Raw genomic sequence first — 13292 nt, 5'->3', positions numbered from 1 at the left:
GGGTTCTCCTTCAAGGTTCCGCCGCGAAGCCCATCCGGGCGTGGAAACGCCGCGTGTGTTCGCGGTGGTGGACCCGCGCGAGGTCCCGCAGTTCGGCGGCCTTGGCCCGCTGCTCGGGGGTGAGGACCGCCCGCATCTCCTGCCGGAGGGACCGTCCCGCCAGCAGCAGCTCGAACCGGGCCGAAGACGCCTGGTCGTGGAGGGTGCGGAGCTGGGCGTCGGCCGTGGCGCCATCCCGAAGGGCGGCGCGGAAAGCGCCCTGGGCCTGGCGGGCGGAGGCGCGGAGGGCGGCCATCGCCGGCTGGTGCTTTTCGCGGATGGCACGGATGCTCGCCCGCTGGGTTTCCGTCAGGCCCAGGACCCGGGCGAGGCGGCTCGGTTCGGGGGCCGGGCGGGCAGGCGCTTCGGGCGCCGTCTGGGCCAGAGCCGGCAGGACGGTGAGGGCGAGGATCGCGGCGGATCGGGACAGGAAATTCATGGCCACCTCCTGGTGAAGGGCCCCGCAGGGGCCTCGTCATGTGAGACCCGGCGGCAGGGCGCGGGTTGAATCCGGGCAGACTGGAAACGTGATCCGGACCCACGCCGCCATCGTCCTCAAGGCCGTGCCCTTCGCCGAGGGGGGGGCGGTGGTGTCCTTCCTCTCGGAGCACGGGGAGCGCCTCACCGGTCTGGCCAAAGGCGTGAAGAAGCCCACCGCCAAGTGGGTGGCGGCCTTCGAGCCCTTGGGGATGGTGCGGGTCAGTTTCTTCGGGAAGGAGCACACGGAGTTGAAGCGCGTCACGCGCTGCGAGCTGGCGTTCAGTCCGCTGACCCTGGGTCATCTGGAGTCCAGCCTCGTGATGGCGTGCTTGGCGGACCTCTTCGACCGGGTGGCCCGGGAAGGGGTGGAGGACGACCGGCTGTACCGCCTGCTGAGCGCCTGCGGCCGGGCGCTCAGGGCCGATCCCGACAACGCCCTGGGCATCCTGGCCTACGCCGAGCATTGGCTGCTCCACTGCCTGGGGCTCCTTCCCCATCCGCGGGCCTGTGGGCGGTGCGGGAACGACACCGCGGCGCTGGTGCTGCTGGGGGAAGAAGGCTGGTGCTGCGCGGCCTGTACCCCGGTCGATCCGGCGGAAGCGCTGCCAGCCGGCGCGCGGGAGCACCTCCGCCGACTGCGGACCGGAGGCGCCGATGCCGCGCCTCGGCCCGATCCGGCTGATCAGGCCCAGACGATGGTGACGGGCCTGCTGCGGGCCCGGCTCCTCCAGGAGTTGGGCGGCGGCCTCCGCAGCTACGACGTGTTGTGGCGGACGGTCTGACCAAACTTGGCCCGGGGCGGTCCCGTGCCGATGGAAATACCAATGGTTTGAGGGCGGGCGATGGGTCGGAACGGCTCCTTCTGGAAACGCATCGGGATCCGCCGCTGGGTGGGGGACGCGGTGACGCTGCTGGTCCTCGGCGCCTCGGCCTACCTGCTCTTCCGGGCCTCGCCCGCGCTCCGGCCGCTGGAGGGCACGCTCCTGATGGGGGCCGCCGCGGGGTTGGTGCTCGTGGGGCGGCGGTGGTTCTTCTGGCAGCGCCGCCTGGCGCCGGACGGATTCATCGCCGATTGGTCGCGCCGCATCGTGGAAGGGGACCGCACGCCCCAGGAGCCGCCGGCGGGACTGCGCCGCGAGCTGGTCCTGGCGGCCTCCGCCCTCAACGTCCTGCTGGAGGAGGACCTCCGCACGCAGACGGAACTGGACCGCCTGCGGAAGGCCGTCGGGCGCGAATGGGAGGAGCTGGATCACCTCCTCGACCAGGCCCACAAGCGCCGCGGCCGGGAGATGGCCGCCCGCACCTCGGCCCAGGAGCGCCTCTCCGCCTTCGGCCGGAATCTCAAGAGCGCCATCGACGGTCCCCTCCGCTTCGACCAGATCGAGCTGAACCATCGCCTGCGGGCCGATCAGCACCGGCTGCAGGGCCAGGCCCTCCGCACCTCCCTGGAGCAGGCCCAGGCCGGGATGGATCAGTTCGAGAACCTCCTCGAGGAACTCCAGTCCACCTTCCCCCGCCTGCGGCGGGAGGAGGACATCCTTGGCCGCCTCGCCGATTCCAGCATCCGGCAGGGCGCCCGCCTGGGGCTGGCAGTGAAGGGGCTGGTGGCCCATACCCCGCGCCTGCTGGAGGAGACCAAGGGCCGCACGGAACAGCTCCAGCGCTTCCGCCATTCCGCCGACGAAGTGCGGGACCAGGCCGAGGCCCTGGCCCGGCGGATCGATGCCTTCCGCGACGAGTCCCAGCAGCGGATCCGCTCTCTGGGCGTGGCGCACGGTTCCCTGCGGATCATCGATCAGGCCGCCCAGCAGACCGGGCTGCTCGCGGTGAACGCCGCCATCCTCGCCCAGAAGGGCGGGGGCAGCGCGGGCATCCAGGCCATCGGCGGGCGCCTGCGGAGCCTGGCGAACCAGACTTCCGAAGGCGCGTCGGATCTCGAGCGCTCCCTGGACCAGCACCAGCGCGAGCTGGAGCGGGAGACCAACGGGCTGTGGGATCTGCAGGAAGTGACCCATCACCTTCGCGCGGGCCTTCACGAGTTGCTTCGCGTGGCGGGCCACCTGGACCACCAGGGGCAGGATCTGGAGCGGGCGCTGGAAGCGCACCTCGGCCTGGTGGATCAGGTGCGGCAGGCCGCCGACCGGGCGGAGTTGTCCCTGCACGAGGTCCGCGAGCGCTCCGCGGCCATCGAATCGGCCCTGGGTCGCCAGTGGGGCGTGGAGGCGAAGATCTCGCCGGAGCGGGAGCGCCTGGTCCGCATCGGCAAGCGGCTGATGGAAGTGGGCGACGAGTTCGCCCGCATCGGCCAGAAGAACCTGGACGAGACGTGGGAGATCCTCGTCGGCCACCAGGAGATCCGGCGGAGCGACGCCTACCTCCAGATCGCTGCCGGCGATCTCTCCGGTCTCCTTAAGGTCTCCGAGGACGTGTCCAGCGCCTCCTGGGATCGCCTGGCCTGGGCCCGCGCCCAGCGTCGCCCTCGGCTCCTGGCGGGCATTCCCGCCCAGCCGCCCGCGGGGTGGCGCCATGCCTCGGGGGAGATCCGCCTGCTGCTCGCGGGGCTGGACGCCCTCGACCAGCCCGAGCCCTCGGCGCTGGAGGCGTGGTCCTGCGACGAGGACGCGCGGATGTGGCACCTGAAGCTCATCGAGCCCCTGCGGACCGAGGACCACCGCCTCTCGCTCCTGGAGACGCTGAAGGAGAGCCCCCTGGAGGCCTGCTTCCCGGGGCTGGACCTGCGGATCTCGCCCGAGGGGGCGAACCTCCTCCTGCCCACGCCCTACCCCGGTTTCCCCGCCTTCCTCGGCGGGCTGGGACTCGGGATGCCCGTGGAGACGGAACCCTGGCGGGATCGGTTCCGTCCCGTGGAACCCGTGCCCCGCGCCGTCCAGCGATTGGTGTGGATCGGCCCCGAGGCCAATCCGGCACACCGCGTGGACCTCATGCGCCTGATCCATGCCTGGGTGCGCGACGACCACCGGCACGAAGTCTTCATGCCGTGGCTCCCCTACGATGGCCACCGCCCGCCGTGCCCCTGGCTGGCCGAAGGGGAAGTGCCCGACCGCCTGGAAGGCAGCCCCGTGTTCCGCTGCGTGGGCCTGGACGTGGATCCTGCGGTGCTCCATCCGCTGAGGGATCGGCTTCTGGAGGCGGGGGCCGTGGAAGGGGAGGGCGGCGCGGTCCTATGCGCCACGGCCCTCGCCCACGCCCATCCCGAGGCCCTGCTGCTGCGCCTCTTCCAGGCCGACGCGGGGCTCGCCGGAAGCTTCCATCCCGAGTTGGTGCCGCTCCAGGTGCGGCTGCGGGACGAGGTGTTGGGCGGCGATACGGGGGATCCCTACGTGGCCGCGTGGCGGCTGTTGGAGGACATGCAGCGGAAGGGCTGGGCGCTGCCCCTGCCTCCGGCCTGAGCCCGGAAGGATCACCACCAGCGCGCGAAGACACCAGGAAAAGCCACGTCCAGCCCCCGTTCTGTTCTTGGCGTTTTGGTGGTCAGAAGAATTTTGGTCCTTGATCGATCCTGGGCGTGAGGCCGCAAATTCATCGCCGGGCGGTTGACATTTTCCGCGCGGCGCCGATACCTGTTCCAAGCGATCTTTGGCCCTCCCCAGACGGTGCGTGATCCAGGGCCCGGGATCGCCTCCGATCCCCCTCCGCGCCGTGCGGGGCGGGGAGCCTGCGGGAGGCCACGGCCGCCGATCCCTCAGGAGGCACCATGTCCAACTTCGCGCTCCGGCACGGCCGGGGGCCTGTCTTCCCGGACCTGCCGCCCACCCTCCAGCCCTGCGCCGTCGCGGCCTCGGCTCCCCCCTCCGACGCCGCGCGGTCGGCCCTCTTTTCCGGCCTGATCTACCTCGCCCTGGCCGGCGTGACCTTCGGCTTCGCGTCGCTCGCGCCGCCCCTGGTCTCGCGTCCAGCGCCCCCCACGCAGCCCGAGCGGATCTTCGAATTCGGAGAGCCCGTGACTGCTCGATCGACCGTGCGTCTGGCTCTGGGCGCGGGCAGCGGCGGGATGGCCGCTCCCAGTGCCGAAGGAGTTCGGGTGGCCTCGACCGCGGACCCCCAGGTTCCGGCGGGCACCCTGCCGACGGAGGATCACAGCGGCGACGGGTTCGTCGGGAGTGGCCTGCTTCCCGCCGTGCCCGGAGTTGCGTCGTCGGGATCGGCGGCCGCGGGTCCCGCGCAGATCCACGACTTCTCCTCCACGGGCCTCGTCGCCCTCCGCCGGGTGGAACCGGCGTATCCCGATTTCGCCCGCCGCGCGCGGATCCAGGGGACGGTGATCCTGATGATGGTCGTGGATGAAGCCGGCGCGCCCATTCAGGTGCAGGCGCTGGAGGGTCATCCCCTCCTTCGGGAGGCCGCCCTGCAGGCGGCGCGGCAGTGGCGCTTCGAGCCGGCCCGCGTCGGGGATCGGCCCGTCCAGGCGAGCTTCCGCCTCACGCTCAACTTCCGGCTGAAGTGAGGCGCGCCATGACAGCCGGATTGCGCAGCGACATCAACATCACGCCCCTCATCGACATCGTTCTGGTCCTGCTGATCGTGTTCATCACCCTCGTTCCGGCGCTGCCCCGCGCTTTGGCCGCGACCTTGCCGCGGGAAGGCGGAAGCGGCGGCGGATCGCTGCTCAGGCTGGCGCTGGGCGCGGACGGCGGATTGCGATTCGAAGGCGCGCCGATCTCCGCTGCGGAACTGGCGGAGAGGGTCTGTGCGTCTTCGGGCCGGGTGCGGATCGACGTCCATCCGTCGCTTCCCTTCCAGCGCGCCGCTTCCGTCCTGGACGCGGTGAAGGGGGCCCGGCCGGATGCCGCCATCTCGCTCACCGCGGCACGGGAGGAGCCTGGACCGTGCTAGCCTGCCCCTTGTGGATCAGGGCGTCGCTGTCCGCGAGGGCAGAGGAAAGTCCGGGCTCCGCAGGGTACTGGGCCTGGTAACACCAGGGCGGGGTGACCCGACGGAAAGTGCAACAGAGAACAGACCGCCGATGGATCCTCGGATCACAGGTAAGGGTGAAACGGTGGGGTAAGAGCCCACCGCCGGACTGGCAACAGGACGGGCACGGTAAACCCCCCAGGGAGCAAGACCAAATAGGCCGGCGCACCGCGCAAGCGGCGAGGGTCGACCCGGCCGAGCCGGCGGGTAGGTTGCACGAGGTGGATGGCGACATCCATCCCAGAGGAATGACGCTCCACGACAGAACCCGGCTTACCGGTCCACCGGAGCCCCCGCAAGGGGGCTTCGCTTCGCGTGCGTCCTGCCGCCGATCCGCTACGCTGGAGCCTTCTTCGGATAGGCCTCTGAGCTCCCCTCTCCATCCCCACCGCGGCACGCCGGGACTTGGCGGGGAAGCCGCGCGCCTGGGCTGACCCAAGGGCGCAGCATCGCGCAGGGCCGTCCCCGCTGTGCGGGAGCCGGTCGGCTGGACCTTTCCTTCTGGAGCTTCCGATGTTCTTCGATCTGTTTTCGCTGGCGCGCCGTCTGGAGCGCGCCCAGGCCCTTCAGAATGAGCGCTTCAACCACGCTGCCGGAGGCCGCAGCCTTCCCGCAGGGGGCGGCTTCGCCCACTTCCGCGGAGAGGCCCATCCGCTCAACCAGGCCCTGGGTCTCGTCGATCCCCTTTCCGAGGCCGACCTCAAGGCCGTCGAGGCTTTTCTCGGCGCGCCCGTCGTGCTGGAGCTGAGCCCCGCCGCCGATCCCGCCCTGTGGGCGCTCCTCGCCCGCCGCGGCTATCGCGTCCACGCGTTCCAGCAGCTTTGGGCAAGATCCTTGGCCGATCCTCTGCCACCCGCTTCGGGCGTGGAGATCCACCCCGTCGGCCCGGCGGAAATCCGGGTCTTCAACCAGGTGGTGGCCGCGGGCTTCCTGGAGCGCGACGACTGGCGGGAGGTGGAACCGCCCTTCGAGGTATCGCTGGACGGGAGCGGTGCGTGGGGTTTCCTGGCCTTCGTCGAAGGCGAGCCCGCCGGAGGCGGAACGCTGGGGATCGTGGACGGCGTGGCTCTTCTCTCGGGTGACGGGGTGATCCCGCGATACCGGGGACGGGGCCTGCAGAAGGCCCTCATCCGCGCGCGGCTGGCCTTCGCCGCGGAGCGGGGCTGCGATGTGGCGTGCGCCTCCACCGCCCCGGGCACCCCCAGCCAGCGCGCCTACGAGGCGTGCGGTTTCCGCGTCGCCTATCCCAAGGTGGAGATGGCGCGCGGCTGAGCCCCGCGACCGGATGCGATAGTGGGGGGATGCGCCGCCTCGCTCCCTCCACCGCCGCGCTCCTCGTCACGGCGCTCGCCTTCCACGTGGACATGCTCCTGTACTACCTGCTGGTGCCGCTGCTCCCCCGCTACGCCCGCGCCCTGGACCTCAATCCCATGCAGGTGGGCATCCTCTTCGGGAGCTACGCGGTGGCGCTGCTCCTGGCGACCTTTCCGGTGGCCGTGCTCACGGACCGCTACGGCCGGCGGACGCCCATGCTGTGGGGCTTGGCGGGGCTCGGGGTCACCACCCTGGTGTTCGCGGTCTCGACGCATTACTGGCTGCTGGTGGTGGCGCGGTTCCTCCAGGGAGCGGCGGGGGCGGCCACCTGGCTGCCGGGGATGGCGCTGCTGGCGGACCACTTCCCCTCGGAATCCCGCGGCAAGGCCATGGGCACCGCCTTCGCCGCCGCCAACCTGGGCGTGCTGATTGGCCCGCCATTGTCGGGCTTCCTGGATCAGCACGCCGGTCCGTCGGCGCCCTTCCTGGTGGGCGCGGCGCTCGTGGCGCTGGACGCGGCGGGGCGGGCCTTCCTCCTGCCCGCGGGCGAGACCGAGCGGGGCGAGCGCCTGCCCTTTCGACAGCTGCTGGCGAATCCGGTGGTGCGTCTGTTCGCGGGCGCGATGGCCATGGGATCGGGCCTGTGGGCGCTCCTGGAATCCACCCTTCCCCTGGACCTCGATGCGCGGCTGGGCCTGAGCGCCGCCGGCATCGGCCTGTGCTTCGCCGCCTCGGCCCTTACCCACACCCTCACGTCCCCGCTGATGGGGCGCCTGTCCGACCGCATCGGGCGGGTGAAGGTCCTCCGCATGGGGCTCGTCCTGGTGTGCGTTCTCCTGCCGCTGGCGGTCGTGATGCCGCGGCCGTGGATGGTGGTGCTCGTGATGATGGGGTTGGGGAGCGCGGCCAGCTTCGTGATGAGCCCGTGCAGTCCCGCGGTGGCCGATCAGGTGGAGCGCGAGGGGAGCCAGAGCTTCGCCTCGGCGTTCTCGATCCTCAACCTGGCCTATTCGGTGGGCCTCATGGCGGGACCGCTGGTGGGAGGCGCGCTGGTGCAGGCCCTCGGCCTTCGGGTGGCCCTCGCGCTGTCCGCGCTCGCTTTCGCGGCCTTCCTCCTGCCGACGCGCGGAATCAGGGCCTGACGGCCCGGTAGAGCCACCGGTCGGCCCCGGGGTCCCAGGGGCTGCCGTCGAGGCCGCCGTAGGCCGCGGGAGGACCGAATCCGGCGGAGGCCAGCGCCGCCCGGACCTCCGCGTCCGTGGGGATCCAGATGTCGTGCCGGAAGGTCGCGCCTTCGCACTGGCGCTCCGTTCGGATGCGGAATCCGTCGGGGCTCCAGGTGACGCGCTCTTGGTAGCCCTCCGCCTCGAAATCCAGCCACAGCCCTTCCACCTCCGCCACGGCGGCCCTCAGGAATGCGCGGCCCGCGAGGTCCAACAGCAGGCATCCGCCGGGGCGCAGGACCCGGGCGGCTTCGGAGAGCTGGCGCAGGTTCTCCGCCTCGGTGGCGAAGTAGCCCCAGCTGGTGAAGGCGCAGAAGACCCCGTCGACGCAGCCGTCGCGGAAGGGCAGGGCGCGCAGGTCCAGGCGGGCCAGGGGCGCGGGATGTTCCGCCGCGTGGCGCGCCAGATTGAGGGCGCTCAGGTCCCCGCCGACCACCTCCAGTCCCTGGGCCCTCAGGTAGGGATGGAGCCGCCCCCATCCGCACGGGAGGTCCAGGACGCGGCTGTCCGGGGGCAACGCCAGCAAGGCCGCGAGCGCCGGTCCCTCGAGGGCGGCGTCCGCGGCCTTGTCGGCGTAGATCCTGAAATAGGCGGGATGGTCGAAATCCCAGGCGAACCAATCCATCGGAAGGAAAGGGCTCAGCCTTCCTCTTCCGTCTCCGCTTCCGCGTCGGCCTTCACGAGCTTGACGGACGGCGGCGTGATCTGGGGGGCGTTCACGATGCCCTTCCAGCCGTAGCGGGTGCCGCGCTTCTGGCCGCTCTTGACGATGAGCTTCTCCTCCTCCAGTTCGGTGAACAGGCGGCGGAGGGTGGCGGGCGCCCAATCGCAGTCCTTGAGATCCAGGGCGACCTGGGCCTCGAAGCTGCTGAGGGAGCCGCGGTCCTGGAGGGCGCGCATGAGGTTCTTCTTGAGGTCCTCCAGCTCGGGCTTGGAGCGGCGGGCCTTGGTCTTGTAGGCGGGGGGCTCCGGAGCGACGGGCGCGACGGCCTTGGGCGCGACGGGCGCGGGGGCGGCCGGGGAAAGGGGCGCGGGGACGGAGGCCTGGAGGGGCGTTTCCATCTCCACCAGCAGGCCGTCCAGGTAGAGGTCCGCCCGCTCGGGCTCGAACATCACCACCACGGAACCAGGGGCCAGTCCTTCCTGTTGCAGCGCGGTGATGATCCGTTCCCCGATACGGGTTTTCTGGTCCGGCGACAACTTGGGGGACTGGATAGTGACGATCGGCATGAAGACTCCGTTATGTATACGATCTGTCCATCTTACGCCCAAAAAGTTTGACGTAAAACGCGATCTGTAAAATACGATTAGCCGGTTGGATGTGGATAGACTTCCCCACCGAGGCCCTCATGCGTAAGCCCAAGAGCGATCGTCCCGAAGAACAGCAGCGCTTTGAAACCTTCCTCCGCTCCCGCCAGCTCAAGCTGACCGGCGAGCGCCTGGAACTGGTGGAGGAAGTGTTCGGCCAGCCGCATCATTTCGACGCGGATCAGTTGCACATGGCCCTGAAGCAGAAGGGCAAGGCCATCAGCCGCGCAACGGTCTACCGGACCCTGGACCTGCTGGTGCAGTGCGGCCTGGTGCGGAAGAGCAGCTTCGGGGACCAGCACGCCCACTACGAGGCCGTCCGCAGCGACGAGCACCACGACCATCTGATCTGCCTCAACTGCGACGCCATCATCGAGTTCTACCGGCCCAAGCTGGAGGCGCTCCAGGACGCGATCTGCCGCGAGTACGGCTTCAAGCCCATGCACCACAGCCACCAGATCTTCGGGCTGTGCAAGGACTGCCAGTCCCTGGAGACGGACGCGCCGACCCTCGCCCACCGCTTGAGCCAGCTGAACGTCTGAGATCGAGGAGCCCCCGCGCAGAAGCCCGGCTGAGCCGGGCTTCTCCTTTCCGGATCGTCAGGACGTAGCCCCGAGGTCCGGCAAGGCGCTAGGCTAGGCCATGCCGAAACTTTCGATTCAGGATCTCCAGCGTCTGCCGAAGACGGATCTGCACGTCCACCTGGACGGCAGCCTCCGGATCTCCACCATCCTCGACCTCGCCGAACAGCAGAAGGTGAAGCTGCCCGCCGACACCGCGGAGGGGCTCAAGCCCTTCGTGGAAGTGGGCGAGGAGTGCAAGTCCCTCGTCGAGTACCTGCGGGCCTTCGACGTGACGCTCTCCGTGATGCAGACCTACGACAGCCTCGTCCGCACGGCCTTCGAGCTGGCGGAGGACGCGGCGAAGGAGAACGTCCGCTACATGGAAGTGCGCTACAGCCCCATCCTCCACCAGCAGAAGGGGCTCACACTCCACGCCATCGTCCAGGCGGTGCTGGAGGGCCTGGCCCAGGCCGAGCGGAAGTACAACATCAAGACCGGCGTCATCCTCTGCGGGATGCGCCACATCTCGCCGGACATCTCGCTGCGGCTGGCGGACCTCACCGTGGCCTTCAAGAACAAGGGCGTGGTGGGCTTCGACCTGGCGGGCGCCGAGGAGAACTTCCCCGCCAAGCGCCACAAGGACGCCTTCGGGCGCGTGCTCCAGAACAACATCAACTGCACGCTTCACGCGGGCGAAGCCTACGGGCCCGAGAGCATCCACCAGGCCATCCACCTGTGCGGCGCCCACCGCATCGGCCACGGCGTGCGGCTCATCGAGGACGGCGACCTGCTGAACTACGTGAACGACCACCGCATCCCGCTGGAGTGCTGCCCGTCGAGCAACGTCCAGACCAAGGCCGTGAAGAAGATGGCGGACCACCCCATCCGCCTGTTCTACGACCTGGGCCTGCGCGTCACGGTGAACACCGACAACCGCATGGTCACGGGCACCACCGTCAGCCGCGAATTCCAGGTGATCCACGACGAGCTGGGCTTCAACCTCGAGGAGATCAAGGAAGTCATCATCATGGGCTTCAAGAGCGCCTTCCTGCCCTACGCCCTGAAGCGGGCCTTGCTGGCGGAAGTGGTCCACGAGCTGAAGGCCTTCAAGCCGGGCAGCCTGGAGAGCAAGCGCGAGCAACTGTAGGGTGTTATCCTGACTTCCGAGGTCAGGATTCAATGCTGGAACGGCTCGCCGACTTTCTGGACCGACACGCCAAGGTGCTTCTCGCCACCCACGAGAATCCGGATGGGGATGGCGTGGGCGCCGCGGTGGGTTTGGCCGCGCATCTGAAGGGGCGCGGGAAGACCGTCCGCATCGTCGTGACGCCCTCCCTCCCCGAGAACCTCCGCTTTCTGGATCCCGAAGGCTGGATCGAGGCCTACGATCCGCAGGGCGCCCATGCGGATTTGGCGGCGTGGCCCGACGCCTGGCTGCTCATCGACGCATCGGAACCGCACCGGATGGGGCCGCTTTTTGGGGCCTTCCAGGCGACCACCGCGGTGCGCGCCTGCCTGGATCACCACCTGAAAGACGCGCCCAAGGGGTTCGACGCGGAGTTCACCGATCCGGCCGCCAGCGCCAGCGCTGAGCTGGTCTACGACCTGGTCCGGAGCCGCTCGGGCGACGACCTGTCCCCCCTCGCCGCCCAGGCCCTCTACGCCGGGCTGGTGAGCGACACAGGCAACTTCCGCCATTCCAACAGCACCCCCAAGATCCACCGGGCAGCGGCGGATCTCATCGCCCTGGGCGTCCACCCGTCGCGCACCTACAACGCGCTCTACCAGACCGCCACGCCCGCGAAGCTCAAGTTGTTCGGCCGCGCCATGGGCGGCCTGCAGCTCCGCGACGGCGGCCGGTTCGCCTACGTGAGCGTCAGCCGGGCCGACCTCGCCGATTGCGGCGCCACCCACGAGGATCTGGACGAACTGGTGGAGGAGCCCCGCAAGCTCAAGGGCGTGGAAGTGGCGGCCCTGTTCTCCGAGACCGCGGACGGCCGCGCCAAGGTCAGCCTCCGCTCCCGGGAGGCGGTGGACGTGAACGCCGTCTGTCGGCAGTTCGGCGGCGGGGGCCATCGCCTTGCCTCCGGCGCCAAGGTCTCCGAATCGTTGGAGGCCTTCGTCTCCCAGGTGGAGGCGGCGGTCCTGGCGCAGATGCGGCAGGATCTCGGCTAGCGGCGGGTTGCTCCGTCCTTCCGCAGGTTCCAGACTGCTTTTGTCCCCCGGGCGGCATCCAACCGAAGGCCGCACACTTCCCGGATTCCCATGTCCTCCAAAGAACCCAGCAGCGCCCCCAAGCTCGAACTCTTCTGCAAGCTGCAGGCGGAGAAGGTCCCCTTCATCGCCAAGGCCAACGTCCCGTCCATCTTCGGGAAGTTCATGGTCTACGGCTTTCTGGAGCACGCCACCGGCAAGGAGCACCTGGCCATCGTCAGCGGGGAGATCGACGCCCGCCGCCGGATCCCCGTCCGCATCCACTCCGAGTGCTGGACCGGCGACGTCCTGGGCAGCCTCAAGTGCGACTGCCGCGAGCAGCTGGAGGAGGCCCTCCGCCACGTGGCCCGGCAGGGGGGGATGGTGCTCTACCTCCGCCAGGAGGGCCGCGGGATCGGCCTCCTGAACAAGCTCAAGGCCTACGCGCTGCAAGAGCAGGGGCTCGACACCGTGGAGGCCAACCACTCCCTCGGCTTCCCCGACGACCTGCGGACCTACGAATCCGCGGTGGAGATGCTGAAGTTCTTCGGGATCACCAAGGTCAAGCTGCTCACCAACAACCCGCGCAAGATCGGGGCCCTGGAATCCGCCGGGATCGAGGTGGAGCGGGAGCGCCACCAGCTCGCCGCCAATCCCCACAACCTGCGCTACCTGCAGACCAAGGCCCGCAAGAGCGGCCACATGCTGGACCTGGAAGAGGAAGTCCTCTAGTTTTTTTGCTGACCGCGGGCCATCGGCACTGGTACCTATAGATCCATGCCCGATCCAGCCTCGACCCAGGCCATCCACGACATCTCCCACGTCATCCAGCTGTCGGTGGCGCCGGTGTTCCTCTTGACGTCCATCGGGACGATCCTGAGCGTCCTGTCGCTCCGGCTGGCGCGGATCGTGGACCGGGCGCGGGTGCTGAAGGACCTGCTGGAGGATCCGCCGGAGCACCGGATCGCGGGCATCCACGGCGAGATGCACACCCTCGGCCGGCGGCGGCAACTGGTGAACATGGCCATCACCTCGGGCACCGTGGCGGCGCTCCTGGTGTGCGTCAGCATCGCCACGGTCTTCGTAGGCGCCATCACGAAGACCAGCGTCGCCGGGGCCGTGGCGTCGCTGTTCATCCTCGCGATGGCGGCCTTCGTCGCCGCCCTGGTGTTCTTCCTGCGGGAGATCCTGCTGGCGGTGCGGAGCCTCCACCTGGCCTGAGGCGGGCGAGGGCATGTCG

The 13292-nt window shown here is 69.7% G+C and carries 14 protein-coding genes and 1 other RNA gene; 12 read left to right on the top strand and 3 right to left on the bottom strand.

Going from position 1 to position 13292, the window contains the following annotated elements; genetic code table 11:
• Positions 1-10: 10 nt before the first annotated feature.
• Positions 11-478 carry a Spy/CpxP family protein refolding chaperone gene (locus RAH39_RS10140; RefSeq protein ID WP_306589982.1) on the bottom strand — a complete coding sequence of 156 codons (468 nt, stop codon included), beginning with the start codon at positions 476-478 and terminating at the stop codon, positions 11-13.
• 88 nt (positions 479-566) lie between these two features.
• Here RAH39_RS10140 and recO point away from each other — a divergent pair, with 88 nt between their 5' ends.
• The 7 genes from recO (at position 567) to RAH39_RS10105 (ending at position 7907) form a co-directional block, all read left to right on the top strand.
• The gene (gene recO, locus RAH39_RS10135; RefSeq protein ID WP_306589981.1) at positions 567-1301 is read left to right on the top strand and encodes a DNA repair protein RecO; all 735 of its coding nucleotides are present in this window, start codon (positions 567-569) and stop codon (positions 1299-1301) included.
• Between the two features lie 60 nt (positions 1302-1361).
• Positions 1362-3929, top strand: coding sequence for a coiled-coil domain-containing protein (locus RAH39_RS10130; RefSeq protein ID WP_306589980.1), 2568 nt, complete (start codon positions 1362-1364; stop codon positions 3927-3929).
• 305 nt (positions 3930-4234) lie between these two features.
• A complete protein-coding gene (locus RAH39_RS10125; RefSeq protein ID WP_306589979.1) occupies positions 4235-4984 on the top strand; it encodes an energy transducer TonB in 750 nt (249 codons plus the stop codon).
• 8 nt (positions 4985-4992) lie between these two features.
• On the top strand, positions 4993-5373 hold the full coding sequence (locus RAH39_RS10120) for an ExbD/TolR family protein (RefSeq protein WP_306589978.1): 381 nt from the start codon (positions 4993-4995) through the stop codon (positions 5371-5373).
• Positions 5374-5380: 7 nt separating this feature from the next.
• Positions 5381-5743, top strand: an RNA gene (gene rnpB / locus RAH39_RS10115) — RNase P RNA component class A.
• Positions 5744-5964: 221 nt separating this feature from the next.
• Positions 5965-6723, top strand: a complete 759-nt coding sequence (locus tag RAH39_RS10110; RefSeq protein ID WP_306589977.1) for a GNAT family N-acetyltransferase — start codon at positions 5965-5967, stop codon at positions 6721-6723.
• 29 nt (positions 6724-6752) lie between these two features.
• Complete coding sequence (locus RAH39_RS10105) at positions 6753-7907, top strand: MFS transporter (protein ID WP_306589976.1); 1155 nt, start codon at positions 6753-6755, stop codon at positions 7905-7907.
• Here RAH39_RS10105 and RAH39_RS10100 read toward each other — a convergent pair.
• Both RAH39_RS10100 and RAH39_RS10095 read right to left on the bottom strand, forming a co-directional pair.
• Positions 7897-8613 carry a class I SAM-dependent methyltransferase gene (locus RAH39_RS10100; RefSeq protein WP_306589975.1) on the bottom strand — a complete coding sequence of 239 codons (717 nt, stop codon included), beginning with the start codon at positions 8611-8613 and terminating at the stop codon, positions 7897-7899. The genes RAH39_RS10105 and RAH39_RS10100 overlap by 11 nt on opposite strands.
• A gap of 14 nt (positions 8614-8627) precedes the next feature.
• Positions 8628-9218 carry a hypothetical protein gene (locus RAH39_RS10095; RefSeq protein WP_306589974.1) on the bottom strand — a complete coding sequence of 197 codons (591 nt, stop codon included), beginning with the start codon at positions 9216-9218 and terminating at the stop codon, positions 8628-8630.
• Between the two features lie 119 nt (positions 9219-9337).
• Here RAH39_RS10095 and RAH39_RS10090 point away from each other — a divergent pair, with 119 nt between their 5' ends.
• From RAH39_RS10090 to RAH39_RS10070, 5 genes are all read left to right on the top strand, one after another.
• Entirely contained in the window at positions 9338-9838 is a 501-nt protein-coding gene (locus RAH39_RS10090) for a Fur family transcriptional regulator (protein ID WP_306589973.1), read from the top strand.
• Between the two features lie 100 nt (positions 9839-9938).
• Positions 9939-11006, top strand: coding sequence for an adenosine deaminase (gene add, locus RAH39_RS10085; protein ID WP_306589972.1), 1068 nt, complete (start codon positions 9939-9941; stop codon positions 11004-11006).
• A gap of 32 nt (positions 11007-11038) precedes the next feature.
• Complete coding sequence (locus tag RAH39_RS10080; RefSeq protein ID WP_306589971.1) at positions 11039-12034, top strand: DHH family phosphoesterase; 996 nt, start codon at positions 11039-11041, stop codon at positions 12032-12034.
• 90 nt (positions 12035-12124) lie between these two features.
• Complete coding sequence (gene ribA / locus RAH39_RS10075; protein WP_306589970.1) at positions 12125-12784, top strand: GTP cyclohydrolase II; 660 nt, start codon at positions 12125-12127, stop codon at positions 12782-12784.
• A 45-nt stretch (positions 12785-12829) separates the two neighbouring features.
• Positions 12830-13273, top strand: coding sequence for a DUF2721 domain-containing protein (locus RAH39_RS10070; RefSeq protein ID WP_306589969.1), 444 nt, complete (start codon positions 12830-12832; stop codon positions 13271-13273).
• The last annotated feature ends 19 nt before the right edge of the window (positions 13274-13292 follow it).

It is taken from the genome of Geothrix sp. 21YS21S-4 (genome assembly GCF_030845995.1).
Classification (GTDB): domain Bacteria; phylum Acidobacteriota; class Holophagae; order Holophagales; family Holophagaceae; genus Geothrix.
The sequence above is the reverse complement of the archived record's forward strand: the minus strand, read 5'-3'. Positions and strand labels throughout refer to the sequence as shown.

Coding starts and splice junctions, on each gene's coding strand:
- RAH39_RS10100 (WP_306589975.1), bottom strand. CDS start 8,613: ATGGATTGGTTCGCCTGGGATTTCGACCATCCCGCCTATTTCAGGATC.
- RAH39_RS10090 (WP_306589973.1), top strand. CDS start 9,338: ATGCGTAAGCCCAAGAGCGATCGTCCCGAAGAACAGCAGCGCTTTGAA.
- RAH39_RS10070 (WP_306589969.1), top strand. CDS start 12,830: ATGCCCGATCCAGCCTCGACCCAGGCCATCCACGACATCTCCCACGTC.
- RAH39_RS10125 (WP_306589979.1), top strand. CDS start 4,235: ATGTCCAACTTCGCGCTCCGGCACGGCCGGGGGCCTGTCTTCCCGGAC.
- RAH39_RS10110 (WP_306589977.1), top strand. CDS start 5,965: ATGTTCTTCGATCTGTTTTCGCTGGCGCGCCGTCTGGAGCGCGCCCAG.
- RAH39_RS10095 (WP_306589974.1), bottom strand. CDS start 9,218: ATGCCGATCGTCACTATCCAGTCCCCCAAGTTGTCGCCGGACCAGAAA.
- RAH39_RS10120 (WP_306589978.1), top strand. CDS start 4,993: ATGACAGCCGGATTGCGCAGCGACATCAACATCACGCCCCTCATCGAC.
- RAH39_RS10105 (WP_306589976.1), top strand. CDS start 6,753: ATGCGCCGCCTCGCTCCCTCCACCGCCGCGCTCCTCGTCACGGCGCTC.
- RAH39_RS10080 (WP_306589971.1), top strand. CDS start 11,039: ATGCTGGAACGGCTCGCCGACTTTCTGGACCGACACGCCAAGGTGCTT.
- ribA (WP_306589970.1), top strand. CDS start 12,125: ATGTCCTCCAAAGAACCCAGCAGCGCCCCCAAGCTCGAACTCTTCTGC.
- RAH39_RS10140 (WP_306589982.1), bottom strand. CDS start 478: ATGAATTTCCTGTCCCGATCCGCCGCGATCCTCGCCCTCACCGTCCTG.
- RAH39_RS10130 (WP_306589980.1), top strand. CDS start 1,362: ATGGGTCGGAACGGCTCCTTCTGGAAACGCATCGGGATCCGCCGCTGG.
- add (WP_306589972.1), top strand. CDS start 9,939: ATGCCGAAACTTTCGATTCAGGATCTCCAGCGTCTGCCGAAGACGGAT.